Annotated in this window: 23 protein-coding genes; 9 read left to right on the top strand and 14 right to left on the bottom strand. The window is 71.2% G+C overall.

Annotation, left to right across the window (positions count from 1 at the left end; translation table 11 throughout):
* Window positions 1-74 precede the first annotated feature (74 nt).
* Window positions 75-878, top strand: a complete 804-nt coding sequence (locus BLR68_RS02540; protein WP_018188461.1) for a methyltransferase domain-containing protein — start codon at window positions 75-77, stop codon at window positions 876-878.
* 3 nt (window positions 879-881) lie between these two features.
* Complete coding sequence (locus tag BLR68_RS02535) at window positions 882-1,358, top strand: YbaK/EbsC family protein (RefSeq protein ID WP_018188460.1); 477 nt, start codon at window positions 882-884, stop codon at window positions 1,356-1,358.
* Between the two features lie 7 nt (window positions 1,359-1,365).
* Here the strand turns inward: BLR68_RS02535 and BLR68_RS02530 are convergent, their stop codons facing one another.
* The 7 genes from BLR68_RS02530 to BLR68_RS02500 are packed head-to-tail and all read right to left on the bottom strand — an operon-like array spanning window position 1,366 to window position 10,481.
* Window positions 1,366-1,710: a UBP-type zinc finger domain-containing protein gene (locus BLR68_RS02530; protein WP_018188459.1), complete on the bottom strand. Its 345-nt coding sequence runs from the start codon at window positions 1,708-1,710 to the stop codon at window positions 1,366-1,368.
* A 17-nt stretch (window positions 1,711-1,727) separates the two neighbouring features.
* On the bottom strand, window positions 1,728-3,374 hold the full coding sequence (locus BLR68_RS02525) for an FAD-dependent oxidoreductase (RefSeq protein ID WP_256335298.1): 1,647 nt from the start codon (window positions 3,372-3,374) through the stop codon (window positions 1,728-1,730).
* Window positions 3,375-3,384: 10 nt separating this feature from the next.
* Window positions 3,385-5,217, bottom strand: coding sequence for a Na+/H+ antiporter NhaA (gene nhaA, locus BLR68_RS02520; protein WP_018188457.1), 1,833 nt, complete (start codon window positions 5,215-5,217; stop codon window positions 3,385-3,387).
* 57 nt (window positions 5,218-5,274) lie between these two features.
* Window positions 5,275-7,179 carry a glycogen debranching N-terminal domain-containing protein gene (locus BLR68_RS02515; RefSeq protein ID WP_018188456.1) on the bottom strand — a complete coding sequence of 635 codons (1,905 nt, stop codon included), beginning with the start codon at window positions 7,177-7,179 and terminating at the stop codon, window positions 5,275-5,277.
* Window positions 7,176-8,090, bottom strand: coding sequence for a carbohydrate ABC transporter permease (locus BLR68_RS02510; RefSeq protein WP_018188455.1), 915 nt, complete (start codon window positions 8,088-8,090; stop codon window positions 7,176-7,178). Before BLR68_RS02510 ends, BLR68_RS02515 begins: the two co-directional genes overlap by 4 nt.
* Entirely contained in the window at window positions 8,087-9,208 is a 1,122-nt protein-coding gene (locus BLR68_RS02505) for a carbohydrate ABC transporter permease (RefSeq protein ID WP_018188454.1), read from the bottom strand. Before BLR68_RS02505 ends, BLR68_RS02510 begins: the two co-directional genes overlap by 4 nt.
* 1 nt (window position 9,209) lies before the next feature.
* On the bottom strand, window positions 9,210-10,481 hold the full coding sequence (locus BLR68_RS02500) for a sugar ABC transporter substrate-binding protein (RefSeq protein WP_040570614.1): 1,272 nt from the start codon (window positions 10,479-10,481) through the stop codon (window positions 9,210-9,212).
* A 136-nt stretch (window positions 10,482-10,617) separates the two neighbouring features.
* On the opposite strand from BLR68_RS02500, the gene BLR68_RS02495 reads away from it, so the two are divergent.
* A complete protein-coding gene (locus BLR68_RS02495) occupies window positions 10,618-11,625 on the top strand; it encodes a LacI family DNA-binding transcriptional regulator (RefSeq protein WP_018188452.1) in 1,008 nt (335 codons plus the stop codon).
* Window positions 11,626-11,916: 291 nt separating this feature from the next.
* Here BLR68_RS02495 and BLR68_RS02490 read toward each other — a convergent pair whose 3' ends face one another.
* The gene (locus BLR68_RS02490) at window positions 11,917-12,708 is read right to left on the bottom strand and encodes an IclR family transcriptional regulator (protein ID WP_018188451.1); all 792 of its coding nucleotides are present in this window, start codon (window positions 12,706-12,708) and stop codon (window positions 11,917-11,919) included.
* Between the two features lie 58 nt (window positions 12,709-12,766).
* On the opposite strand from BLR68_RS02490, the gene hutH reads away from it, so the two are divergent.
* From hutH to hutI, 3 genes are read left to right on the top strand one after another with little or no spacing between them, the layout of a single operon-like run.
* The gene (gene hutH / locus BLR68_RS02485) at window positions 12,767-14,407 is read left to right on the top strand and encodes a histidine ammonia-lyase (RefSeq protein ID WP_018188450.1); all 1,641 of its coding nucleotides are present in this window, start codon (window positions 12,767-12,769) and stop codon (window positions 14,405-14,407) included.
* Window positions 14,404-16,068 carry a urocanate hydratase gene (gene hutU, locus BLR68_RS02480; protein WP_018188449.1) on the top strand — a complete coding sequence of 555 codons (1,665 nt, stop codon included), beginning with the start codon at window positions 14,404-14,406 and terminating at the stop codon, window positions 16,066-16,068. Before hutH ends, hutU begins: the two co-directional genes overlap by 4 nt.
* Window position 16,069: 1 nt before the next feature.
* Window positions 16,070-17,302 (top strand): imidazolonepropionase, encoded by a 1,233-nt coding sequence (hutI, locus tag BLR68_RS02475; protein ID WP_018188448.1) that lies wholly within the window; start codon window positions 16,070-16,072, stop codon window positions 17,300-17,302.
* Here the strand turns inward: hutI and BLR68_RS02470 are convergent.
* Genes BLR68_RS02470 through BLR68_RS02450 form a run of 5 tightly spaced genes read right to left on the bottom strand, consistent with a single transcriptional unit; the run spans window position 17,289 to window position 21,905 of the window.
* Window positions 17,289-17,771, bottom strand: coding sequence for a SixA phosphatase family protein (locus BLR68_RS02470; RefSeq protein ID WP_018188447.1), 483 nt, complete (start codon window positions 17,769-17,771; stop codon window positions 17,289-17,291). The two genes, hutI and BLR68_RS02470, sit on opposite strands and share 14 nt — an antisense overlap.
* Window positions 17,768-18,664 carry an agmatinase family protein gene (locus tag BLR68_RS02465; protein ID WP_026303002.1) on the bottom strand — a complete coding sequence of 299 codons (897 nt, stop codon included), beginning with the start codon at window positions 18,662-18,664 and terminating at the stop codon, window positions 17,768-17,770. The genes BLR68_RS02470 and BLR68_RS02465 overlap by 4 nt, the downstream gene beginning before the upstream one ends.
* Window position 18,665: 1 nt before the next feature.
* The gene (locus BLR68_RS02460) at window positions 18,666-19,937 is read right to left on the bottom strand and encodes a DUF445 domain-containing protein (protein WP_020411043.1); all 1,272 of its coding nucleotides are present in this window, start codon (window positions 19,935-19,937) and stop codon (window positions 18,666-18,668) included.
* 40 nt (window positions 19,938-19,977) lie between these two features.
* Window positions 19,978-21,150 (bottom strand): acyl-CoA dehydrogenase family protein, encoded by a 1,173-nt coding sequence (locus BLR68_RS02455; protein WP_018188443.1) that lies wholly within the window; start codon window positions 21,148-21,150, stop codon window positions 19,978-19,980.
* Window positions 21,132-21,905, bottom strand: coding sequence for an alpha/beta fold hydrolase (locus BLR68_RS02450; protein ID WP_018188442.1), 774 nt, complete (start codon window positions 21,903-21,905; stop codon window positions 21,132-21,134). The genes BLR68_RS02455 and BLR68_RS02450 overlap by 19 nt, the downstream gene beginning before the upstream one ends.
* Before the next feature lie 52 nt (window positions 21,906-21,957).
* On the opposite strand from BLR68_RS02450, the gene BLR68_RS02445 reads away from it, so the two are divergent.
* Window positions 21,958-22,362, top strand: coding sequence for a hypothetical protein (locus tag BLR68_RS02445; protein ID WP_018188441.1), 405 nt, complete (start codon window positions 21,958-21,960; stop codon window positions 22,360-22,362).
* Window positions 22,363-22,371: 9 nt separating this feature from the next.
* Here the strand turns inward: BLR68_RS02445 and BLR68_RS02440 are convergent, their stop codons facing one another.
* Window positions 22,372-23,577 (bottom strand): MFS transporter, encoded by a 1,206-nt coding sequence (locus tag BLR68_RS02440; RefSeq protein ID WP_018188440.1) that lies wholly within the window; start codon window positions 23,575-23,577, stop codon window positions 22,372-22,374.
* A 457-nt stretch (window positions 23,578-24,034) separates the two neighbouring features.
* Here BLR68_RS02440 and nrdH point away from each other — a divergent pair, with 457 nt between their 5' ends.
* Window positions 24,035-24,268: a glutaredoxin-like protein NrdH gene (gene nrdH, locus BLR68_RS02435; protein WP_018188439.1), complete on the top strand. Its 234-nt coding sequence runs from the start codon at window positions 24,035-24,037 to the stop codon at window positions 24,266-24,268.
* 3 nt (window positions 24,269-24,271) lie between these two features.
* A complete protein-coding gene (gene nrdI / locus BLR68_RS02430; protein ID WP_018188438.1) occupies window positions 24,272-24,709 on the top strand; it encodes a class Ib ribonucleoside-diphosphate reductase assembly flavoprotein NrdI in 438 nt (145 codons plus the stop codon).
* Window positions 24,710-24,713 lie beyond the last annotated feature (4 nt).

Genomic DNA, 24,713 nt, shown 5'->3' with positions numbered 1-24,713 from the left:
GTGCGGATGCCGCCGATCTGCGGCATCCGTCATCATTCTGCCTCGCATATCGGCCGCCGCCTAGGCTGTGGCCCATGCAGACCGAACGCTATTCCCACGGCCATCACGAGAGCGTCCTGCGGGCGCACAGCTGGCGGACGGCGGAGAATTCGGTCGGGTACCTGTTGCCGCATCTTCGCCCCGGCGCGTCCCTCCTCGACGTCGGATCGGGCCCGGGCACGATCACGGTCGACCTCGCGCGCCGGCTCGATCCCGGTCGGGTCGTCGGCCTCGACTCCTCGGCGGAGGTCGTGGCGCAGGCGCAGGCCCACGCCGCAGCCGAAGGCGTCACGAACGTCTCCTTCGAGACGGCGGACGCCTACGCCGTCGACGCCCCGGACGGCTCCTTCGACATCGTCCACACGCACCAGCTCCTGCAGCACCTCGGCCGGCCCGTCGATGCCCTGCGCGAATTCCGTCGCCTCGCCGGGCAGGGCGGCCTCGTCGCCGCGCGCGACGTGGACTACGCGGGCATCATCATCCACCCGCACATCCCCGCGCTCGACGAGTGGCTCGACCTGCTGCTGCGCATCGGTCGTAACAATGGGGGCGAGCCGGCTGCGGGCCGGCGCCTCAAGGCGTGGGCCCGCCAGGCGGGGTTCACCGACGTCGCCGTGAGCGCGTCGACGTGGCTGTTCGAGACCGACGAGCAGCGTGCGTGGTGGGGCGGGTCGTGGGCCGATCGCGCCCTGCACTCCTCGTACGCCGAGCACGCCCTCGAGCAGGGCCTCGCCGACCGAGCCGACCTCGAGCGGATCTCGGCGGGGTGGCGCGAGTGGGCCGCGGCTCCCGACGGCTGGCTGCTCATGCCGCACGGCGAGATCCTCGCGCGGGGCTGACCGGTGACGGAGAACCTCAGCGCACGCAGCCGCCTCGTCCACGACGCGCTGCGCGCAGCCGGCATCCCGGGCGAGATCGTCGTGCTGCCCGACGCGGCCTCGACCGCGGTGCTCGCGGCCGACGCCCTGGGCGTGGAGGTCGGCGCGATCGCGAACAGCCTCGTGTTCCAGTGCGACGGGCGGCCGCTGCTGGTGATGACCAGCGGGGCCCACCGCGTCGACACCGCAGCCCTCGCCGCACGGATCGGGCGAGGCAAGATCAGCCGCGCGACCCCGGAGCAGGTGCGCGAGGCGACGGGCCAGGCCATCGGCGGGGTCGCCCCCACCGGCCATCCGGCTCCCCTCGAGACGCTCGTCGACGAGGACCTCGCCGGCTACCCCGAGATCTGGGCGGCCGGTGGCACCCCGCACACCGTCTTCCCGATGACGTTCGATGAGCTCGTGCGGCTCACCGGCGGACGGGTCGTCTCGGTCGTCTGACGCGTGCTCAGGTGTGGATGAGCTCGCGCCAGTTCAGGGGCACCCGGCCGCGCGGGCCGGGAGCGGGCTGATCGGCGGGGTGGCTGGTGGGCTCGGCCAGTTCGGGGCCGGTGAACATGGTCTCGTCGACGTAGTCCCAGAACCAGTCCTCGCCGGGCTCGAAGCTCTGCACGAGGCGGTGCCCGGTCTCGCGGAAGTGCGCGGTCGCGTGCTGGCCGGGTGACGTGTCGCAGCATCCGACGTGACCGCACGCCGCGCAGCGGCGCAGGTGCACCCAGAACCCGTCCTGCTGATCGCACTCGGCGCAGCCCGCGCCCGAGGGGGCGACGTTGGTGTCGATGTCGGAGCTCATCTCATCCTCTCGATGGGTCAGTAGGCCAGGGCGCGGTGCACCGAGGCGACGGCGCTCGATCCTTCGCCGACGGCCGCGGCGACGCGCTTCATCGATCCGCGACGCACGTCGCCCGCAGCGAACACGCGCGGCGCGGAGGTCTCGAACGGGAACGGCTCGCGCCCGAGGTCGCGCCACTGCCCGATCGACTGCACGGTCACGTCGGTGCCGGTGCGGATGAAGCCGTCGGTGTCGCGGTCGATGCCGGGCAGCCACGACGTCGCCGGGTCCGCCCCGATGAAGCAGAACAGCCCGCGCGCGTCGACGGCCCCGGCGGAGTCGATCGTGACGGACTCGAGAGTGCCGTTCCCGTCGAGGGCGGTGACCTGGGATGCCGTGTGCACCCGCACGCGCGGATCCTCGGCGAGCCGGTCGGCGAGGTAGCTGGACATCCGGGTGCGGAGGTCCGTGCCGCGGATGACGAGGTGCACGGGGGAGCCGTGGGCCGCGAGGTAGAGCGCGGCCTGCCCGGCGGAGTTCGCGCCGCCGACCACGACGACCGGCTTGTTCTGCACCTGGCGGAGCTCGAGCGGGGTCGCGGCGTAGTAGACGCCGGAGCGCTCGAAGTCCTCCCACCGGTCGAGGGCGAGACGACGGTAGGCCGCCCCCGAGGTGACGATGGCGCTGCGCGCGCGGATGACGCGGTCGTCGGAGAGAGTGACGTCGAGCAGGTCCGGGCCGACCTGTGCGAGCGCGACCGCCTCGCACGGTGCGTACACGCGGACGCCGAACTTCAGCGCCTGCAGGACGGCCTGGCCGATGAGATCGCCGCCGCTCACGCCGAAGGGGAACCCGAGGAAGTTCTCGATGCGCGAGGTGGATGCCGCCTGCCCGCCCGGCGCGACTGCGTCGAGCAGCACGGTGCTCAGCCCCTCGGAGGCGCCGTAGATGGCGGCCGCGAGTCCGGCCGGTCCGCCGCCGACCACGACGAGGTCGACGATCTCATCGGACTCGGCCCGGTAGCTGAGACCGAGGCGTTCCGCGACGAGCCCCGGGGTGGCGCGGGGGATCGGCTCGCCCTGGACGTAGGCGACCGGCAGGTCTTCGGCGGCGACCTCGTGCACGTCGAGCGTGTCGAGGTCGCTGGGTGCGAGGGCCACGGCCTTGTGGACGAGGTCGAGCCGTTCGGCGAAGCGCCGGAGCGACAGGAAGTCGTTCGAGGTCGTCGTGCCGACGAATTTCAGCGTCATCGCGGCGGGGCCGGTGCGGAGCGACTCGCGCCGCGCCCACAGCGCGTGCAGGATGAGGTCGCAGAGCTCGTCGTCCTCGCTCATGATCTCGCGGAGTGCCGCACGCGAGAGGCGGTGCACGCGGCCGGCTTTCGTCACCCGGGCCGACAGGAACGCGCTCTGACCGTTCAGGATGCCGAGCTCGCCGGCGAACCGCCCGGGACCGACCGTCGTGATGACCGCTTCGCCGATCCAGCGGAGCGCGTCGCGGACGATCTCGACCTCTCCCGACTCGACGAAGATCAGGTCGTAGCCCGCCTCGCCGGTGCGGAAGACGTAGTCGCCGACCTCGACGTCCTGCGAGACGGCGGCCGACACCAGCCGGCGCCAGTGCGCGTCGGAGAGGTCGGGCGACATCATCGCGTCCATGATCATGGGAGCGTTTTCTTGCGCCATGGCGCCCAACCTATCGACCCGCGGGCGAGACCGGTGCGTCGGATTGCGATTGCAGTGCCCGGATGAGCGACTGCGCGTCGTACGGGCCGGTGTGACGGCGACCGTTGACGAAGAAGGTCGGCACCGAGTGGATGTTCATCGCCTCGGCGTCGAACATGTCGTCGCGGACGCGACTCGCCACGTCGGGCGCGGTGAGATCGCGCTCGAACCTCGGCACGTCGAGTCCGAGACGCGCGGCCAGACGCACGATGTCGGACGGCAGCTGGTTGTCCTGGTCGGCGAACAGCCCCCGCTCGAACTCGAAGAACTTGCCTTGCTTCGCCGCCGCCTCCGATGCCTCCGCCCCGGCGAGGGCGTTGGGGTGCTGCACCGTGAGGGGGGCGTGCCGCCACACGTAGCGGAGGTTCGGTCCGAGCTCGTCCATCACTTCTTGGATCGACCCGGACGCCTTCAGGCAGAACCCGCACTGGAAGTCGCCGTACTCGACGATCTCGAAGGGAGCGTCGGCGGACCCGAAGATGTGGTCCCGGCGCGGGTCGACGGGACGCACGAGCGTCTGGCCGACCTCCTCCTCGGGGCTCCGGGCGTCGGCGATCCGGAACAGGAGCGCGCCGAGGCCGAGGGCGATGACGGATGCCGCGAGCACCCCCACCCGCGCCTGGTTCTGCGCGTCGGGGTCCTCGATCGCCAGGTCGATGATGAAGAGAGAGATCGTGAAGCCGATGCCGGCGAGGGCCGCGCCACCGCCGATGCGGTCGAGGGAGAGTCCCGGACCGAAGTCGCCGATCTTGAGGGCTTTGAGGACGGCGGTCGACCCCCAGATGCCCGCGAGCTTTCCGACGACGAGACCGACCACGACGCCCCACGTGAGAGGTGAGGTCGCGGCGGCGGCCAGGATGTCGGGGCTGAGCGAGACGCCCGCGTTCGCGAGGGCGAACAGCGGCAGGATGACGTATGCGACGTACGGCGCGTACGCGGTCTGCAGGCGTTCGTTGATCGAGATCGCCTCGCGCAGGCTGTTCGCCGCGGCCCGGGCGTACTCGGTGCTCGGCGACTGCCGGAACGTGCGCGCGAGCTCGAGCGCATGCTCGACGTCGCGGCGGTCGGGCCGGTAGACCGGCACGAGCAGCGCGATCGCGACGCCGGCCAGGGTGGGGTGCACGCCCGAGGCCAGGAATGCGAGCCACACGATGACGGCCAGGGTGGCGTAGATCGGTCCGCGTCCGCCGCGCAGGTAGCGGACGAGGTAGATGCCGACGAGGCCGACCGCGGCGATCAGGAGCGGCATCGGTGTGAACGTCTCGGTGTAGACGAGGGCGATGATGCTGAGCGCCCCGATGTCGTCCACAACGGCGAGGGCGAGGAGGAACACCCGCAGGCGTCCCGACCCGCGCGGCCCGATGAGCGCGAGGGCGCCCACGAGGAAGGCCGTGTCGGTGGAGATGACGACACCCCAGGCATCCGCGTTCCCGCTCGGACCGGCGATGAGGACGAACAGGAGGGCGGGCAGGGCGAGTCCGGCGACGGCGGCGATCACGGGGACGACGGCGCGCGACCAGCTGGTCAGCTCGCCGATCGCGAACTCCCGCCTCACCTCGAGCCCGACGGTGAAGAAGAAGATCGCCATCAGTGCGTCGTTGACGAGCGCGTGCAGCGTGAAGTCGAGGTGGATGTCGCCCAGCCCGATCATCAGGTGGGTGTCCCAGAATCCGGCGTAGGTCTCGGAGGAGATGTTCGCCCACACGACGGCGGCGACGGTCGCGAGCAGCAGCAGGAGCGCGCCCATCCGGGTGCGGCCCATCCTGCCCACGTGGTCCGCGATCGAGGCGAGTTTCTGCGGCATGCATCCTCCGGGATGGGTCGAGTCGGAAGTCAGTCTCCACCCACCGGCGGGGTTCTGTCAGCCGGTCCGCGTGGCGATCTCGTGACAGACGACGGCGGCTGCCGCCGACCACGCCTGCGGCCGACAGGCTGCGGGGTAGGGAGCCGGCACGGTGACGTCGCTCGCGGCGTCACCGGCGTGGAGTTCCGGCATGCGGTAGGCGAACGCCTCGGCGGCGGCGAGCATTCCGTCGACCAGCACGCGTGCGTGGTCGGTGAGGCCCGCCCGCGCCATGCCGCGCGCGACGATCGCCGTGTCATGCGCCCAGACGCTGCCGCCGTGATAGCTGAGCGGCCAGTAGCCCCCGGCATCCGTCGACATCGTCCGGAGGCCGAAGCCGGACGCCATGGACGGGCCGACGAGCAGATCGGCGACGTCGCGTTCCTCGTCGGGATCGAGGATGCCGGTGCCCAGCAGGTGACCCGCGTTCGAGGTCAGGGTGTCGACCGCCCGACCGTCGCGGTCGAGAGCGATCGCCGGGTACCGGCCCTCCGACGTCTCGACCCAGAAGCGCTCGCGGAAGCGCGTGCGGAGGTCCGCCGCCCACGACCGCAGCCGCTCGGCGCCGCCCTCTTCGAGAGCGTCCAGGAGATCCGCGGCGCGGACCGCGGCCTCGTAGGCGTAGCCCTGCACCTCCGAGAGTGCGATGGGGCCGTCCGCGAGCGACCCGTCGCGCCACTGGATCGAGTCGCCCGAGTCCTTCCACCCTTGATTCGAAAGGCCGTGGCCGGTCTCGTCGACGTAATCGAGGAAGCCGTCCGCGTTCGCCGACGCGATCACCCAGTCGAGCGCATCGTGCATCGTCGGCAGGAGATCGCGCACCTCGGCCTCCGGCATCCCGGCCTCGTGCGCCTCGGTGAGCAACGTGATCCACAGCGGGGTCGCGTCGACCGTGCCGTAATAGAGCGGCGGAAGCGAGATGCCCTCGCCGGGCATCGTGAGCGTGCCGGCGCGCAGCTCGTGGACGATCTTGCCCGGCTCCTCCGCGGTCGCCGGGTCGGCGGTGGAACCCTGCAGCCGTCCGAGCGCGCGCAGAGTGGATGCCGCCATCCCCGGGTCGACGGAGAGGAACAGGCGTGCCGCCCACAGCGAATCGCGCCCGAAGAGGGTGAAGAACCACGGTGCGCCGGCGGCGAAGAACTCGTCGGGGTTGCCGGGCAGAGTCAGGCGCAGGGCGTCCAGGTCGTCGAGCGCCTGCCGGAGCCAACGGAACAGCCGCGGATCGACGCCGTCGACGGGCTCGAGCGCCCAGTCGACCTGCCGCGTCGTGCCCCGGACGACGAGCGACGGGTCGTCGAGGTCCACGTGCCAGGACACCGTCGCGGTGGACCGCGACGAGCAGGTCACGCGCCACGTGAGGATGAGGTCGTCGCCGGCTGCGGTCACCTCGGCGCCCGGCGCCTGCAGGCGCATCGACGCGTCGCCCGAACTGACCTCCACGGCGTCGCCCGAGAAGGTCCGTTCGACCGGAGCTGCGCCGACGGTGCCGGATTTGACGTCCTGCATCGGCGTCGCGTCCGGAGTCACCGCGACCTCGAGCACGAGCTCCACCGCCTCCTCCAGATGCGAGACGAGGGTGAACTCCTCCCTCATCCGCCCGTCGGCGACGACGCGACGCCGCGTCAGTCGGATCTTCGGGTCCGGCGTGCGGTCGTCTAGGCGTCGCAGCAACGCCTCGAAGCGCGCATCGGATGCCGACGCCGCCGAGCGGGAGATCCATTCGGGCGCGTGGGTCGCGGCATCCGTCCCGTAGCGGACGCGGGTCGCGCGGATGAAGCGCGTGTCGCCGTGGAAGACGCCGTCGATCGACGCGGTGTCGAGCGAATGGGGGCCGATCTCACCGTCCTCGCGGGACCACACCTGGGTGGGCGCGCGGAGGACGACGACGGCGTCGGACAGGAAGGGCTGGAGGCCTGCGGTCATCCCTTGACTGCTCCTTCTGAGGTGTTCATGATGCGCTTCTGGAAGATGAAGAAGACCACGGCGACGGGGATCGTCATGAGCGCCGCGGCGGCGAGCTTCAACGGATACTGCGTGCCCTGACTCAGCTGCCCGGACGACAGGCTCGCGACGCCGCGCGTCAGGGTGAACAGGCCCGGGTCCTGAACAGAGACGATGAAATGGGTCAGCTCGTTCCATGACCCCTGGAACGAGAGGATCACGATCGTGATCAGCGCCGGTCGCGCCATCGGCAGGACGACCGACCAGAACACCCGGAAGGTGCCCGCGCCGTCGATGCGCGCCTGCTCCTCGACCGAGGGAGGGATGGACTCGAAGAAGTTCTTCATGATGAACACGCCCGCCGCGTCGACGAGCAGCGGCAGGACCATACCGGCGTACGAGTCGTACATCCCGAGCTGGTTGAGCACGAGGAAGCGCGGGATCAGGAGCACCACCGACGGCACCGCCATGACGCCGACGACGAGCGCGAAGATCAGACCGCGCCCGCGGAATCGCAGGCGGGCGAGCGCGTACCCGGCGAGGGAGACGAAGAACACGCGTCCGAGCGTGACGAGGATCGTGACCACCGCCGAGTTGGCGAACCACAGCGGGAAGTCGCTGTTCAGGAACAGCCGCTCGTAGGCGGCCGTCGTGAAGGTCTGCGGGATCAACGAGATGGGGTTGGATGCCGCCTCCTGCTCGCTCTTGAAGGAGGTCGCCACCTGCACGAGGAACGGATAGATGTAGACGAGGGCCAGCAGGGCGAGGACCGCGTACAGCGCGATCTGTCCGAGGCGGGATGCCGGGGTGAGCCGGCCCCGCCGCCGCGGTGCACGGTCGATCGGCTCGTCGGTGAGCGTCTTCGTGCGAGCGAGGGTCCTGCTGTCGGTCATGACCGTGCCCCCTTCGGCGTGTAGGCGCGGATGCGGCGCTTCGAGACGGGGCGCTCCCGCAGGAGCCACCGCTGGAGCAGCGTGAACGCGATGATGATGAGGAACAGGATGAAGGCGATGGCCGCGCCGATGCCCCAGTCCTGATTGCTGAACGCCGACGTATACGACAGGTAGGCGGGGGTGATGGTGGTCTTGCCCGGTTGGCCCTTGGTGCCGGTGTAGATCTGGTCGAAGACCTGCCAGCAGCCGATCAGGCCGAGCGTGATGACCGTGAAGAGCGTCGGGCGCAGCTGGGGGAGCGTGATCCGCCAGAAGCGCTGCCAGGCGCTCGCGCCGTCCATCATGCCCGCCTCGGTCAGCTCGTAGCCGACGTTCTGCAGCGCAGCGATGAACAGGAGCATGAACGTGCCGCTCGTCGTGAACACCGCCATGATGATGAACGCGCTCATCGCGACGGAGGGTCCCGCGATCCAGTCCCAGCCAGAGAGGCCGAGGAACCCGGGCTGCGAGATCGCGGCGGGCGCGGCATCCACCCCGACCACGCCGAAGAGCAGGTGCACGATGCCGCGGGGGTCGTTGAACCAGTTCGGTCCCTTGCCGCCGGTGACCGCGGCGATGAGCGCGTTGACGGGGCCGGCGGCGCTGAAGAGGAAGATCCACAGCACGGTGATGGCGACCGAGCTCGTCACCGACGGGAAGTAGAAGGCGGTGCGGAAGAAGCCGCGCGCCTTCATCATCCGGCGGCTGACGAGCACCGCGAGGAACAGCGACAGCGCCGTCTGGAGAGGGACGACGAGGAAGACGTACCAGGCGTTGTTCCGCAGGGCTGTGCCGAAGTCGCGGCTGCGGAGCCCCTGCCCCGAGGTCAGCTCGCCGTAGTTGTCGAGCCCCACGAAATTGACGTTCGGCGAGAGAGGGCTGCCACGGCCGCCCCAGTCCGAGACGCTCACCCACAGCGCCATGAGGACGGGGAGGAAGAGGAACACCCCGAGGATCACGACGACGGGAGAGACGAACAGCCACCCGGCGACACCCTCGCCGCGACGCAGACCGCGTGAGCGGTGGTCTCGGCGAGGGGTCTTCTCGGGTGCCCGCTCTGTGATGACGGGCGAGGCCATGTCAGCCGACGATCGCCTCGAGGTTGGACTGGACGCTCTTCAAGATCGTGGCGGGGTCGCCGTCCTTGAGGGTCGCCAGCTGCGCGTTGAAGTCGGTGAAGACGTCGGACACACCGTCGTTGGTCGGCACGCCCTGGGCGTAGTCCGCACCCGAGAGGAACGCCTCGAGGTCGGGGTTGTCGGTCGTCCACTGCTCGGCGGCCGACTGCACCGACGGCATGGGGCCGAACGCCTTCGAGAAGGCGAGCTGCTGCTCGGCGGTCGTCAGGTATTCGACCAGGCTGAGGGCTGCCTCCTGGTTGGGGCTGTCGGCGGCCATACCCCAGCAGTTCGTGAACTGCAGCGTGCCCTTTCCGGCGGGGCCGGCGGGCAGTTCGACGACGAGCGGGTCGACGTCGGGGTAGTCGCCGAGGGCGCCGGTGATCCAGTTGCCCTCGATGGTCATCGCGCCCAGCTGCTTGCCGAGCGCCTCTCCGCCCCAGCCGGCACCCACGTCGGCGGCGTAGGCGAACGTGCCGTCGGCGAGGTGCTCCTTCACGTAGGCGAGGGCGTCGGCGTTCTCCTGGCTGTCGGCGACGGCCGTCGTGCCGTCCTCCGACACCAGGCGCCCGCCGGCTTCGGCCATGAAGGCGCCCACCCGCTGGTATTCGCCGCTGAAGACGAGACCGGTCGTGTTGCCCGAGGTCAGCTTCTTCGCCGCTGCGGCCAGCGAGTCCCAGTCGGTCGGGATGTCGGCCTCGGTGAGGCCCGCCTTGTCCCACAGGTTCTTGTTGATGATCAGCTGGAGCGTCGAGAAGTCCTTCGGCGCGCAGAAGAACTTGTCGTCGTAGGTGAAGTTCTGCACGAGCGAAGGGTAGAAGTCGCCCTTGTTCTCGAGCTGGTCGCCGTAGGCGATGACCGAGCCGTTGTCGGCGTAGCCGGCGAGCAGTTCGGTCGCGAGGTAGAAGAGGTCCGGCGGGTTGCCGCCGGCGAAGCCCTGCGAGAGCTGCTGGGTCAAGTCGGTGGCGGCGATGACCTCGGCGTCGACGCCCGAGTCCTTCGACCACGCTGCGACGGCCTCCTTGACCGCGGCCGTCTCGGCGTCGCCCGACGAGCCGATCATGATCGTGAGGGCGTCGTCCGACGAGGTGAGGCCGCTACCGCCGTCGGTGCCGTTCGCCCCGCCCGAGGCCGCGGGGCCGTCGTCGAAGCCCGAGCCGCCGCATCCTGCGAGGGCGAGTGTGGCGGCGAGGCCGACCCCGCCGAGCGCCATGAGTCGTCTGCTGTGTCGCATGTCCGTATCTCCTTCGATCCCGGTGCTGCGATCGTTCCGACCGTGCTGATCTCGGTCGACTTTGAACGATCAAATTGTGGAATGATGCCCAAGGTAAGAGGGTGGTCCCATCACTGTCAAGGGGGCGGGGGCGTCGATGAGTGAGAAGTCGATAACGATCGAGGACGTCGCTGTCGCTGCCGGCGTCTCGCGCCAGACGGTCAGCAACGTGCTGAACACGCCCGCCATCGTGAAGGCCGCGACCCGCGAGCGGGTGCAGGAGGCGATCTCCCGCCTCGGCTATTCGCCGCACGCCTCCGCGCGGCGGCTCCGTACGCAGCGGAGCGCGACCGTCGGCATCCACCTCGATCCGTATGCCGGAGGGATCTCGGGCGTCGTGCTCGACAGGTTCGTCCACGCCCTCACCGAGAGCGCCGGCGACCGGGGCCTGCGCGTGCTCGTGTACGCGGCATCCGATCAGGACGAAGAGATCCGGCGGATGTCGGACCTCGTCCACGCCGGCGACGTCGAGGCCGTCGTCGTCACGGGCACCCGGTACGACGACCGTCGACTCGCCTGGCTCACCGAGCGCGGCGTGCCCTTCGTCTCGTTCGGACGCCCGTGGGATGCGGCGTCGCCCGAGGAGTCCGCGCACCTGTGGGTCGACGTCGACGGCGCATCGGGCACGCGCGCCGCCACCGAGCACGCGCTCACCGTCGGCCCGCGGATCGCGTTTCTCGGCTGGCCCGCGGGCTCGCCCACGGGCGATGACCGCGAGCGCGGGTGGCGCGAGGCGATGACGGATGCCGGTGCCCGCCCCGACCTGCGCCTGTCGGCCGAGGAGCGGGTCGCCGATGCGCGCGAGCAGGTCCGCGAGCTGCTCGCGACGACCGAGGTCGACGCCGTCGTGTGCGCGAGCGACACCCTCGCCGTCGGAGCCCATGTCGCGGCCGTCGCCGCGCAGCGCGCGGACCTCTCGATCATCGGCTTCGACAACACCCCCGCGGCCGAGGCTCTGGGACTCGCGAGCGTCGAGCAGCTGCCCGAACTCGTCGCTGCCGGCGCCCTCGACCTGCTGATGGCGGGTGGGACCCGCATCGAGCGGCGCGCGGCGGGGGCAGGCGAGGGGCACGTGCTCGTGCAACCGCGTCTCGTGGTCCGCTGAGGCGGTTCGGAGCCTGCCGGGTCCGCAACGCCGTGCGAGCCGCGGACATCCGGGCGACACGCCGTGGGTGGCGACGTCCCACCGGGCGCGTCGCCGGGGATCTCCGCCGTTCGACGCCGGGGGCGGTATCGGATCGGTGCCGCCGCCGGGAGCCGGAGTGGTGCTGGCGCACGCCCGGCTACCGGAGGCTCCGGGCGACAACCGCGGAGTTCTCGGTCGCTGCGGGCGGGAACCGGCCTCCTCGCGCCGCGAACGGCGGAATCTCCGAGGTTGGTGCCGGGCTGAGGGTGGCTACCGCCGGCCGATGCGGCGGGAGAGGTCGGCCGCCGCGTCCGTCGCGAGCGCGGCGAGGCGGTCGGGGTCGACGTCGGCACCGTCGGGCCAGGTGATGGCGATGGCGGCGGCGGGCCAGTCGGCGTGGTCGCGGACGGCGACACCGACGGAGCGGAATCCCAGTGTGACCTCGCCGTCCTCGGTCGCGTAGCCGTCGGTTCGGGCCTGCCGGAGGAGTTCCCGCAGCTCGCCGGGCCGCCCCGGTCCGCGGCCGGTGCGCTGGGCGGAGAGGGATGCCGCGTCAGGGAACAATGCGCGGACCTGCTCACGGGGAAGGGCGGCGAGCATCGCGCGGCCGGTCGCGGTCAGGTGCGCGGGCAGGCGAACGCCGACGTCGGTGATGAGCGTCGGCCGTCGCGGCGCCCGCTCCTCGACGATGTACAGCACGTCGCGCCCCGTCATGACGGCGAGGTGCGCACTCTCGCCCGCGCGGTCGGCGAGCTGGGCGACGATGGGCCGGCCGAGGCGGGCGAGGGGCTCCTGCCGTGCGTACCCGCCGGCGAGCTCGAACGCAGCGGTGCCGAGGCCCCAGCGGCGGTCGCCGTCGAGGTGGACGACGAATCCGTGCGCCGCCATCGCCGCGAGCAGGTGGTACACCGTCGATCGCGGCAACTCGAGGTGCGTCGCGATCGTCTGCGCCGCGACGGGCCCGCGCTGATGCGCGAGGAAGCTCAGGATGCGGAGCGTCTGGTCCGCCGCGGGGACCTTCGGCTTGTCTGGGACCGGCGCCTGCCGCTTGTCTGAGATCACAGACAAAGGATGCCACGACCGCCTCCCGCGCACGGTCGCCGCGCGCTGGAATCGACTCATGCCCGTCCCCACCACCGTCACCCTCGGCGACGCCCCGCTCACCCCCGCGGAGGTCGTCGCCGTCGCCCGCCACGACGCGCACGTCGTCGTCTCGGACGCGGCGCTCGCCCGCACCGCCGAGACCCGCGCGCTCATCGAGCGGCTCGCCGACGACCCGCAGCCGCACTACGGCATCTCGACCGGGTTCGGCGCCCTCGCGACGACGTTCATCGCGCCCGACCGGCGCCGCCAGCTGCAGGCGAGCCTCATCCGCTCTCATGCGGCGGGCACGGGGCCGGAGGTCGAGCGCGAGGTGGTCCGGGCGCTCCATCTGCTGCGCCTGCAGACCCTGGCGACGGGTCGCACCGGCGTCCGCCCGGTGGTCGTCGAGACGTACGCCGCGATGCTGAACGCGGGCATAACCCCGATCGTGCACGAATACGGCTCGCTCGGCTGCTCCGGCGACCTCGCCCCGCTCTCGCACATCGCGCTCGCCGCGCTCGGCGAGGGTCCGGTCCGCACGGCGGACGGCGCGCGGATGGATGCCGCGGACGCCCTGGCGGCCAGCGGCATCCGTCCGCTCGTCCTCGAGGAGAAAGAGGGTCTCGCCCTCATCAACGGAACCGACGGCATGCTCGGGATGCTGTCGCTCGCCCTCGCCGACCTCGACACCCTCCTGGCGACCGCCGACCTGGCCGCCGCCCTGTCGGTCGAGAGCCAGCTCGGCACCGACGCCGTCTTCGCGGCGGACCTCATGGCCCTGCGCCCCCAGTCCGGGCAGGCGGTCTCGGCCGCGAACCTGCGCCGCGCGCTCGCCGACTCGCCGATCGTCGCGAGCCACCGTGACCCCGCGATCTGCACCCGCGTGCAGGACGCCTACTCGCTCCGGTGTTCGCCGCAGGTGCACGGCGCCGCGCGCGACACCCTCGACCACGCCCGGATGGTCGCCGAGCGCGAGCTGGCCTCGGCCGTCGACAATCCCGTCGTCACGCCCGACGGTCGCGTCGAGTCGAACGGCAACTTCCACGGCGCGCCGGTCGCGTACGTCCTCGACTTCCTCGCGATCGCCGTCGCAGACGTCGCCTCGATCTCGGAGCGCCGCACCGACCGTGCGCTCGACCGTACGCGCAGCAACGGGCTGCCGCCGTTCCTCGCCGACGAGGTCGGCGTCGACAGCGGCCTCATGATCGCCCAGTACGCCGCGGCGGGGATCGTCTCGGAGCTCAAGCGTCTCGCGGTGCCGGCATCCGTCGACTCGATCCCGTCGTCGGCGATGCAGGAGGACCACGTCTCGATGGGGTGGGCTGCCGCCCGCAAGCTGCGCCGCGCGATCGACGGCCTCGCCCGCGTGCTCGCCATCGAGGTGGTGACCGGATGCCGCGCCCTCGATCTGCGCGCCCCGCTGCAGCCCGCGCCGGTCACCGGCTCGGTCCGCGATCTCGTCCGCACGGTCGTCGAGGGGCCCGGGCCCGACCGGTTCGTCGCGCCGGATCTCGAGGCCGCGACGCAGCTCGTCGTCACGGGCGAGGTCGCCCGCACCGCGTTCGGACCGGCCGGCGAGCGGACATCCGCCGCCGCGAGGACGAATGCCCCCGGATCCGTCCGCTCGAGCGCAGATCTCCGCTCGGGCGCCGCACCGTTCGAAGGAGAACAGGCATGACCGACACGACCACGACTCGCACGGTCCGCGCGGAGCGAGGCGCCGAGAGAACGGCGAAGAGCTGGGGCGCCGAAGCGGCGAAGCGGATGCTGATGAACAATCTCGACCCCGAGGTCGCCGAGCACCCCGAGGACCTCGTCGTCTACGGCGGCACGGGCAAGGCGGCCCGCTCGTGGGAGGCGTACGACGCGATCGTCCGCACCCTCGACGAGCTCGAGCCCGACGAGACCCTGCTCGTGCAGTCGGGCAAGCCGGTCGGGGTCTTCCGCACGCACGAGTGGGCGCCGCGGGTGCTCATCGCGAACTCGAACCTCGTCGGCGACTGGGCGACGTGGCCCGAGTTCCGCCGCCTCGAGCACCTCGGCCTCACGATGTACGGCCAGATGACGGCCGGCTCGTGGATCTACATCGGCACGCAGGGCATCCTGCAGGGTACGTACGAGACGTTCGCGGCCGTCGCCCGCTCGCTCGGCCGGAACTCGCTCGCGGGCACGCTCACCCTGACGGGCGGCGCCGGCGGCATGGGCGGCGCGCAGCCGCTCGCCGTCACGATGAACGGGGGAGCCGTGCTCGTCGTCGACGTCGACGAGTCGCGCCTGCGCCGCCGGGTCGAGCACGGCTACCTCGACGAGCAGACCGCCGACCTCGACGCGGCCGTCGAGCGAGCCTTCGCCGCGAAGGACGCCGGCGAGGCGCGCTCGATCGGTGTCGTGGGGAACGCGGCTGACGTCTTTCCCGAGCTGCTGCGCCGCGGCATCCCGGTCGACATCGTCACCGACCAGACGAGCGCGCACGACCCGCTCGCCTACCTGCCGTCGGGCGTCGCGTTCGAGGACTGGAAGGCCGAGGCGTCGGCCGATCCGGAGGGCTTCACCGAGCGGTCCCGCGCCTCGATGGCGCGGCACGTCGAGGCGATGGTCGGGTTCCAGGATGCCGGGGCCGCGGTCTTCGACTACGGCAACTCGATCCGCCGCGAGGCCGAGCTCGGCGGCTACGACCGCGCGTTCGCCTGCCCGGGATTCGTGCCCGCCTACATCCGGCCGCTGTTCGCGGAGGGCAAGGGGCCGTTCCGGTGGGTCGCGCTCTCGGGCGACCCCGAGGACATCGCGAAGACCGACCGCGCCGTCGCGGAGCTCTTCCCCGAGGACGCCGCCCTGCACCGTTGGCTCGAGAAGGCGGCCGAGAAGGTGCACTTTGAGGGGCTGCCGGCGCGCATCTGCTGGCTCGGGTACAAGGAGCGCCACCTCGCGGGGCTGAAGTTCAACGAGATGGTTGCGTCGGGTGAACTGTCCGGTCCGATCGTCATCGGGCGCGACCACCTCGACGCCGGCTCGGTTGCCAGCCCCTACCGCGAGACCGAGGCGATGGCCGACGGGTCCGACGCGATCGCCGACTGGCCGCTGCTGAACGCCCTGCTCAACACGGCGTCGGGAGCCGCGTGGGTGTCGATCCACCACGGGGGCGGTGTCGGCATCGGGCGTTCGATCCACGCCGGCCAGGTCACGGTCGCCGACGGCACGCCGCTGGCCGCCGAGAAGCTCGCCCGCGTCCTCGTCAACGACCCCGGCACCGGCGTCATGCGCCACGTCGATGCGGGGTACGACCGGGCGAAGGAGGTCGCCCGGGAACGCGGCCTGACCGTCCCGATGCTGGACGCCTGACATGGCGACGCTGTTCACCGGCATCTCCGAACTGACGACGAACGCGGATACCGCGGCCCCGACCGCGACGATCGCCGAAGCCGCCCTCCTCGTCGACGGGGGGCGCGTCGCGTGGTCGGGTGCGGCCGCCGACGCCGAGACAGCAATCGCAGGCCGAGACAGCGGTCTGTCGCCGCTGTCTCGGGCCGCCGCTGCTGTCTCGCGATCGGAGATCGAGGTCACGCGCGTCGATCTCGGCGGTCGCGCCGTGATCCCGGGATTCGTCGACAGCCACACGCACCTCGTGTTCGCCGGCGACCGGGCCGACGAGTTCGAGGCACGGATGACGGGCACCCCGTATGCCGCGGGCGGCATCCGGCGGACCGTGGCGGCGACGCGGGCGGCGACCGATGACGAGCTGCGTGCTCGGCTGGCGGACCTCGTCGCCGAACTGCACGCGCAGGGCACGACCACGTTCGAGGTGAAGACCGGCTACGCACTGACGGTCGACGGCGAGGAGCGTCTCGCCCGGCTGGCTGCCGAGGTCACCGATGAGGTCACGTACCTCGGTGCGCATGTCATCCCCGAGGGGGCCGAGCGCGAGGCGTACGTCGACCTCGTCTGCGGCGGGATGCTCGCCGCCGTCCGGCCGCACGTGCGCTGGGTCGACGTGTTCTGCGAGCGCGGTGCGTTCACCGACGCCGAGAGCGAGCGGATCCTCCGTGCCGGCGCGGAGGCGGGGCTCGGCATCCGCGTGCACGGCAATCAGCTGGGCGAGGGACCGGGTGTGCAACTGGCGGTGCGGCTGGGCGCGGCATCCGTCGATCACTGCACCCATCTGACGGATGCCGACATCGCGGCGCTCGCGGGGTCGGACACCGTCGCGACTCTCCTGCCGGGTGTGGAGTTCTCGACGCGGCAGCCGTATCCCGATGCACGGCGGCTGATCGACGCCGGTGTGACCGTCGCGCTCGCGAGCGACTGCAACCCCGGGTCGAGCTTCACGAGCTCGATGCCGCTCATGATCGCGCTCGCGGTGCGCGAGATGGGAATGACCGTCGGCGAGGCGGTGTGGGCGGCGACCGCCGGGGGAGCGCGTGCCCTCCGGCGCGACGACGTCGGACACCTCGGCCCGGGTGCGCACGCCGATCTGGTCGTGCTCGATGCACCGAGCAGACGGCACCTGGCCTATCGCCCCGGCGTACCGCTCGTGCACCGCGTCTACCGCGGCGGCGAGGAGATCAGTCCGCGCTGACGTCCCGCGGGGTGTCGATGTTCCAGCGCGCCGGCGGGGTCGCCGTCGCGACGTCCCAGTCGTCGGTGTCCCACACGAACGTCGCGACGGCGCACGTCGGCATGGCACCGATGCCCCCGTCCGAGAGCTGCTCGGCGAGCACCGTCATGCCGGGGTCGTGCGCGACGACCACGACGTCGGTGACGCCACTCGCGGCCGCGGCGGCGAGGAGCTTCGCACCCGGCGCGCCGTAAAGCCCCTCGTCGGTCTCGACGGGGACTCCGAGCGCGTCGGCGAAGACCTGAGCGGTCGTGCGGGCGCGGACCGCCGTCGACGACAGGATGCGGGCGGGCCGCACACCCGTCGCCGCGAGTCGACGCGCCATGATCGGCGCGTCGCGGCGGCCCCGGTCGTTGAGGGGACGCTCGTGGTCGTCCTGACCGGTGCCCCAGTCGCTCTTGGCGTGACGGATGAGGATGAGGGTGATCATGCGAGTGCCCTTCCGGCGAGCAGTTCGAGGACGCAGAGTGCGGCGAGTCTGACGGTGCGGCCGTCCGCGGCATCCGCTGTCGCGTCGACCTCGACGACGTCGGCGCTCACGATGCGCCGGTCGCCGGTCGCCGCGCGGACCAGGGCGCGGAGCTCCCACGCCTCGAGTCCGCCGGGGACGGATGCCGGGCACCCCGGCGCGACGGAGCGGTCGCAGACGTCCACGTCGATGTCGAGGTGCACGTCGCCTCCGGCCCCGGCGATGGCCAGGGCTTGGATCATGACGTCCTCGGCGCCGCGGCGGCGCACCTCATCGAGGGTGATGACGGTGATGCCGAGGTCGGCGGCGCGTGACGCGTAGGCGACCGAATTGGCGAAGTCGGCGATCCCGATCTGCACGATGCGACGGGGGTCGAGTCCGTCCTCGACGAGACGGCGCACGGGGGATCCGTTCGAGACGCCGTCGCGGAGGTCGAAGTGCGCGTCGAGGGTGATGAGGCCCGTGACGCCCGCGCCCTGCGCGGTCGCGTAGGTCACCGAGTTGTCGCCGCCGAGCGCGATCACGAGGTCGGCGTCGGCCTGCAGTGCGCGGACGCGCTCGCGCACACGATCCTCGCCCTCGGGACCGTCCGGATCGTCGACGTCGCCGGCATCCGCGATCCGGAGCGCGTCGTTCAGGTCGACCGGGGGAGGCCCGAGCAGCGTCGGGCTGAACCGTCGGAGCGCTTCGCGGACGGCGGCCGGCGTCGCGTGCGCCCCGGTGGGCGACAGCGAGGTGCGGAAAGCCGGCAGGCCGAGGATCGCGGCATCCACTCGTCCGTCCGGCGCGGGCCAATCCCCGGCGCGCGGCCAGAGCGGGTCTGCGGAGAGGGGGGAGTCTGCGGAGAGCGCCATGTCAGGGGAGCAGCAGGTGGGCGACGGTGAAGATCACGAGGCCCGCGAGGGCACCCACGATCGTGCCGTTCAGGCGGATGTACTGCAGGTCGCGGCCGACTTGCAGCTCGATCTTCTGGCTCGTCTCGTCGGCGTCCCAGCGCTCCACCGTGTCGGTGATGATCGACGCGATGTCGTGGCGGTAACGGTCGACGAGGAAGACGGCGGCATCCGCGATGCGCTTGTCGACGCGCTCCTGCAACGCGGTGTCGGTCGCGAGACGGTCGCCCAGGTCGCCGAGGGCGGCGGTGACGCGGCGGCGGAGAGGGCTCTCCTCGTCGGCGAGCGAGCGCAGCAGACCCGCCTTCGCGGTGTTCCAGGCGTCGGCGGCGAGAGCGCGCACGCGCGGGCTGTCGAACACGGCGCTCTTCGCACCCTCGAGACGGCCGATCGTCTCGGGGTCGTGCTGCAGGTTGTCGGCGAGGCGTTCGAGGTACTGGTCGAGGGCCTTTCGCGCCGGATGCTCCGGGTCGCGCTGCACGGCCGCGACGAACTTCGTGGCCTCGTGGTAGACCGTGTCATCGACGAGGCGCATCGCGACCGACGGCACCCACGACGGCAGACGGCGAGAGACGAGCCCGTCGAAGGCTTCGCGGTTCGCGTCGAGCCACCGGGCGATGCTGTCGACGCCCAGGTCGACCGCGCCGCGGTGGGCGTCGGTATCCACCACCCGTGACAGCCACGTGCCGAGCGAGGGACCCCACGAGGGCGAGAGGAGGTGCTCGTGAGCGAGATCGCTGATCAGGTCCTGCACCTCGTCGTCGCTGAGGGCGGTGAGGATGCCGGAGGCCATCGTCGACGCCTCGGCCGCCACCGTCTTCGCGTGAGCGGGATCCTGCAGCCAGGCGCCCGCGGTCTGCGCGATGTTCGTCGACTCGAGCTTCTGGCGGACGACGCCGCCCTCGAGGAAGTTCGTCTCGACGAATTCGCCGAGGGTGCGACCGATCTCGTCCTTGCGCTTCGGGATGATCGCGGTGTGGGGGATCGGGATGCCGAGCGGGTGTCGGAAGAGCGCCGTCACGGCGAACCAGTCCGCGAGAGCGCCGACCATGCCGCCTTCGGCCGCCGCGCGCACGTAGCCCCAGCCCGAGAGTTCCTTCTCGAGGATGAACGCGATGACGAAGACGATCGCCATGAACAGCAGGGCGCCGAGGGCCACCGCCTTCATGGTGCGGAGCCCGCGGTACCGCTGCTGGTCAGCGGCGCTCAGCGAGTCGTACGGGATGCGGGCCATTCGGCCATCCTGCCACGGAGGCCCTCAGCGACCCGGCGACTCACGGTTCGATCGGCCCCAGCCAGGCGTTCGCGAGGGCGCTGTGCACCGACTCGGGGTCGGAGGGGTGGAACACGCCGGCGAGCACGTCGCGGTAGAGCCTGCTCAGCTCGTTGCGGGTGAAGAAGGAGGACCCGCCCGCGACGAGCATCGCCTCATCGACGACCTGCTTCGCCGTCGTCGCGGCGCGGTGCTTGATCGCGGACAGCTTCGGGAACCACATCGCGCCGTGGTCGGCGAGGTGGTCGACGTCGGCGGCGAGGGACTCGACCTGCACCGGGAGGGCGTCGTAGGCGAGCGCCATGTCGGCGACGCGCCACCGGATGTCGGGGTCCTGGCTGTAGGTGCGGCCCGTCTTCTTCGAGGGGCGCGTGCGTGCCGTCTGGACGGCCAGGTCGAGGGCGCGGCGGGCGATGCCCGTGTAGACGGAGGCCAGCAGGATCTCGAAGGCGCTGAAGATCCCGAAGACCAGTGGATCGGGACTCGGGCCGACCGGCAGCCGGCGGACGATCCGCTCCGCCGGGGCGACGGCACCGTGCAGTTCGGTCGTCCGGGATTGGGTACCCCGCATCCCGAGGGTGTCCCAGTCGTCGCGGGTCACGACCGCGTCGCTCCGGGGGACGAACGCGAACACGAGTCGCGGGTCCTCGGGGTCGGACGTGTCGAGGCCGTGGAGCCCCAGGTGGGTCCACACGGGCGCGAGCGACGTGAAGATCTTGGTGCCCGTGAAGGCGTACGAGCCGTCGGGGCGGGGCGCGGCATCCGTGTCACTGCCGAACAGGACGAGGTCGTTCCCGGCCTCGCTGATGCCGAACGCGAAGACCTCTCCCGCCGCGGCGCCCTCTTGCACGAAGCGGAGGGCGTCGTCGCCGCGGTTTGCCATGACCTTCGCGACGCCGGTCCAGACGAGGTGCATGTTGATCGCCAGCGCCGTCGCCGGAGCGGCGCCCGCGAGGCGCTGCTGCAGGACGGATGCCTCTCGGAGCCCGAGCCCCGCCCCGCCGAGCTCGGTCGGCACGAGGATCGCGAGATACCCCGCGTCGCGGAGCTCGGCGAGGTCCTCGTCGGGGAAGCGGTTCTCAGCGTCGACGGCGGCGGCGCGGGAGCGGATGCGCTCGAGCAGATCGTCCGGCAGGTGGGCGGCGGGATCGAACGTCATGACGGCAGCCCCCATGTCCGGACCGCGTCGAGCAGGGCCCCGGCCGCGGCATCCGGAGCGTCGCGGTGCGGCGAATGCCCCGTGCCGGGTACGACGGACATCGACACCCGGGGATTCTGCAGCACCTCGGCGGCGAGGTCGCCCGTGAAGATCGAGTAGACCACCGGGTCTCCCGCGATGACGTGGGTGGGGACGGCGAGACGGGATGCCGCCTCCCGCACGTCCCACGGCGTGTTCTGCAGCCCCGTCTGCTCGACGGCGAAGCGGCTCGCCTGCTGGGCGGCGACCGCCTTCAACTCGATGTCGAGCTCGAGCCATTCGGGGTGCGCGGCCCGGACGGCGTCGACCGAGGTGTCGGCGAAGGCCTGCTCCTGGCTCGCGCGCACGGCTTGGCGGTCGGCGTCGAGGAGGTGGATCGCGGGGTCGACGAGGACGAGGTGACGGGTCCAGGCGGGATCCGTCGATGTGGCCACGGTCGCAGCCGCGCCGCCGAGCGAGTGGCCGAGGACGAGGTCCCACGGCACGTCTTCGCCGGGCTGCGTGTGGACGAGGTCGATCGCGTACGCGGCGATCGTGTAGTCCAGGCCGCGTGGGGCGGTGCCGTGGCCGCGCAGGTCGACCGCGTCGACACGCCAGCCGGCGTCGGCGAGGGCGACGGCGTAGCGCCACATGAGCGCTCCGGTCGAACCGACGCCGTGGACGAGGAGTGCCCGGCGGTCGCTGCGCGGATTGCCCCAGCTCAGCCGGGGGAGAGTGACGGGTGACGGCATGCTCTCAGCCTAGGACGGGCCCCACCGGTCAGCGCAGGGCCAGGATGGGGGGATGATCTCCACCGACCTGGCACGCGAGCTGCGCGCGAGCGGCCTGATCTGGCGTCCCCGTTCCGGCGACCGGTTCCAGCTCGACGAACCCGAGTTCGAGGCCGACGTCTACACCGTCAGCGACATGACCGTCGAGGCTCGCAGCTACCCCACCGGCGATCTGCTCGCCTTCAACGGGACGACCGAGTGGGCGCTCGATTCGGTCGCCCTCGAGGACGCCCTGTGGCTGCCGTCCGAGGCGCAGCTGCGCGAGATGCTCCGCGGCACGTTCCGTTCGCTCCGTCGTCTTCCCGACATCCACGAGGTCGAGATCGAAGTGGATGCCGCCCCCCACCTCTTCCGGCACCCGCAACCCGCCGACGCGTACGCGCAGGCCGTCCTGTTCCTGCTCCGCCGCGCCGCGTGACGCGCTCGCTCAGGTGATGAGCGGGACGGGCTCGGTGTCGGGGATCGGACTCGCGTCGCGTCCCCGCAGGTCGGGGAACCCGCGGACGAAGACGATGGCGACGATCGTGCCGGCGGCGGCGAAGGCCGAGGCTGCGATGAACGCGCCGACCGACCCGACGCCGTCGATGAGGAAGCCGGCGACGGCCGATCCTGCGGCGGCGCCGATGAGCTGGCCGGTGCCGATCCACCCGTAGGCCTCCGCCGTCTCACTGAAGCGCACGCTCGCGCTCGTGATCGCGAACATGACCGCGAGGGCCGGGGCGATGCCGAGGCCGGCGACGAAGAGCGAGGCGCCCATCCACCAGGCGTTGAGGCTGATCATGACGAGCGAGACGCCGACGGCGACGATCGCGAGGCGGCGGGCCATCGCCCAGCGTCCGATCGGGATGTGGCCGAAGCCCAGGCCGCCGGCGAGGCTCCCGACCGCGAAGACGGCCAGGACGATCCCCGCTTCGAGGCCCTCGTGTCCGAACGAGGCGACCACGCCGGCCTCGACGGCCGCGCACGCCCCGATGAGCAGGAAGCCGGTGACGGTCGACAGCAGCACGACGGGCTTGCCGAGCACGCGCCCGAAACCACGACGGCTGCGGGGGATGCGGACGCGTCCGACTTCGGGGGAGGCGATGAACCACGCGCATCCGCCGATGAGGATGACGACGATCAAGAAGAGTGCCGGCACGGTGCCCGCCTGGGTCGCGACGATCGTGATGAGCACGGGAGCGAAGATCCAGATGATCTCCTGCAGGCTCGCATCGAGCGAGAAGAGCGGCGTCAGCTGACGCGACGTCACGATCTTGGGGTAGATCGTCCGGACGGCGGGCTGCACCGGGGGATTGGCGATGCCGGCGAGGAAGCCGAAGACGATGAACCCCGGCATCCCGAACGGATTGACAGCGAGCGCGAGGACGGCGGCAGCGCAGACGGCCGCGGTCAGGGTGAGGACGCGGCGCATGCCCCAGATGCCCATCCACCGGCTGGTGACGGGACCGGAGATCGCCTGGCCGATCGAGACGGCGGCGAGGACGATGCCCGCATAGCCGTAGGACCCGGTCGACTGCTCGACGTGGAGGAGCACCGCGAGACTCGTCATCCCACTGGGGAACCGAGCCGTCAGCTGTGCCGCGATGATGCGCGCGACACCCGGTGCGCGCAGGAGCTCCGAGTATCCCGCCACCCCTCCAATCTACCGTCGGCGACCGACATCCCAGATGTGGGGGTGAGGTCTCGCGGCGACACGCCGACGACACGCCGGGGCGCCGGATTCGCTCCCGATCCGATGTCGGAGGCCCGTCGTATCGTCCGACCTGTGGACAACCTGCCGAGCTCCGCGGTGTTTCGGCCGGATTCCTGGCCTTTTCGTCTCCGCTCGGAGGTTCCCGAATTGGGGATGAATCGGTGGACAACCTGTGTTGTATCTGTGGAGAGATGCGGAAAAACTACACGGATGTAACTACTACCCCTTGTGGTGCTTCCGGGTGTCCGTACCCATATGTAGTATTGAGCTCCCGGCGGGCCCCAACCCCTCGGAACCAGGCGGACGGGTACCCCACACCCGCGACCTGCAGACAGATTTCACCGAATCACACGGACCCCGCACCGGCGGGATCCAGAGGCAAAGAGAGGGTCGACTGATGGCGATCACCGTGTACACGAAGCCGTCCTGCGTGCAGTGCAACGCGACGTACCGCGCGCTGGACTCCAAGGGCATCGACTACGAGGTCCTCGACCTCTCCGAGGACCCGGCGGCCCTCGAGCACGTCAAGTCGCTCGGCTACCTCCAGGCTCCGGTCGTCGTGACCGACGAGGACCACTGGTCGGGCTTCCGTCCCGACAAGATCGACGAGCTCGCGTCTCGCCTGGTCTGACCGATGAGCGCGGCCGTCATGACGAACGTGCCGCTGCTCGTCTACTTCTCGAGCGTGTCGGGTAACACCGCCCGTTTCATCGAGAAGCTCGGGATGCCGGCCCGCCGCATCCCGATCCACTCTTCCGACGGCCCGCTTCGTATCGACGAGCCGTACGTCCTGGTCACCCCCACCTACGGGGGAGGCCAGGGCAAGGGGGAGGAGAAGGGCGCGGTCCCCAAGCAGGTCATCCGCTTCCTCAACGACGAGGCCAATCGGAGCCTGCTGCGCGGAGTCATCTCCGCGGGTAACAGCAATTTCGGCGAGTCCTTCTGTCTCGCCGGAGAGATCATCAGCCGCAAGTGTCGTGTGCCGCACTTGTATCGCATCGAAGTATTCGGCACGCCTGAGGACGTCGACCGCGTGAGCGGCGGATTGGAAGACTGGTGGAAGCTGCAGTGACCGA

The organism is Microbacterium sp. 77mftsu3.1 (assembly GCF_900100525.1).
In the GTDB taxonomy this organism is placed as follows: domain Bacteria; phylum Actinomycetota; class Actinomycetes; order Actinomycetales; family Microbacteriaceae; genus Microbacterium; species Microbacterium aquilitoris.
This window is presented reverse-complemented; position numbering and strand designations above follow the sequence as displayed.

Coding starts and splice junctions, on each gene's coding strand:
- BLR68_RS02525 (WP_256335298.1), bottom strand. CDS start 3,374: ATGGCGCAAGAAAACGCTCCCATGATCATGGACGCGATGATGTCGCCC.
- BLR68_RS02495 (WP_018188452.1), top strand. CDS start 10,618: ATGAGTGAGAAGTCGATAACGATCGAGGACGTCGCTGTCGCTGCCGGC.
- BLR68_RS02450 (WP_018188442.1), bottom strand. CDS start 21,905: ATGCCGTCACCCGTCACTCTCCCCCGGCTGAGCTGGGGCAATCCGCGC.
- hutH (WP_018188450.1), top strand. CDS start 12,767: ATGCCCGTCCCCACCACCGTCACCCTCGGCGACGCCCCGCTCACCCCC.
- nrdH (WP_018188439.1), top strand. CDS start 24,035: ATGGCGATCACCGTGTACACGAAGCCGTCCTGCGTGCAGTGCAACGCG.
- BLR68_RS02460 (WP_020411043.1), bottom strand. CDS start 19,937: ATGGCCCGCATCCCGTACGACTCGCTGAGCGCCGCTGACCAGCAGCGG.
- BLR68_RS02510 (WP_018188455.1), bottom strand. CDS start 8,090: ATGACCGACAGCAGGACCCTCGCTCGCACGAAGACGCTCACCGACGAG.
- nhaA (WP_018188457.1), bottom strand. CDS start 5,217: ATGCCGCAGAAACTCGCCTCGATCGCGGACCACGTGGGCAGGATGGGC.
- nrdI (WP_018188438.1), top strand. CDS start 24,272: ATGAGCGCGGCCGTCATGACGAACGTGCCGCTGCTCGTCTACTTCTCG.
- BLR68_RS02445 (WP_018188441.1), top strand. CDS start 21,958: ATGATCTCCACCGACCTGGCACGCGAGCTGCGCGCGAGCGGCCTGATC.
- BLR68_RS02540 (WP_018188461.1), top strand. CDS start 75: ATGCAGACCGAACGCTATTCCCACGGCCATCACGAGAGCGTCCTGCGG.
- BLR68_RS02505 (WP_018188454.1), bottom strand. CDS start 9,208: ATGGCCTCGCCCGTCATCACAGAGCGGGCACCCGAGAAGACCCCTCGC.
- BLR68_RS02470 (WP_018188447.1), bottom strand. CDS start 17,771: ATGATCACCCTCATCCTCATCCGTCACGCCAAGAGCGACTGGGGCACC.
- BLR68_RS02455 (WP_018188443.1), bottom strand. CDS start 21,150: ATGGGGGCTGCCGTCATGACGTTCGATCCCGCCGCCCACCTGCCGGAC.
- hutI (WP_018188448.1), top strand. CDS start 16,070: ATGGCGACGCTGTTCACCGGCATCTCCGAACTGACGACGAACGCGGAT.
- BLR68_RS02515 (WP_018188456.1), bottom strand. CDS start 7,179: ATGACCGCAGGCCTCCAGCCCTTCCTGTCCGACGCCGTCGTCGTCCTC.
- BLR68_RS02465 (WP_026303002.1), bottom strand. CDS start 18,664: ATGGCGCTCTCCGCAGACTCCCCCCTCTCCGCAGACCCGCTCTGGCCG.
- hutU (WP_018188449.1), top strand. CDS start 14,404: ATGACCGACACGACCACGACTCGCACGGTCCGCGCGGAGCGAGGCGCC.
- BLR68_RS02530 (WP_018188459.1), bottom strand. CDS start 1,710: ATGAGCTCCGACATCGACACCAACGTCGCCCCCTCGGGCGCGGGCTGC.
- BLR68_RS02500 (WP_040570614.1), bottom strand. CDS start 10,481: ATGCGACACAGCAGACGACTCATGGCGCTCGGCGGGGTCGGCCTCGCC.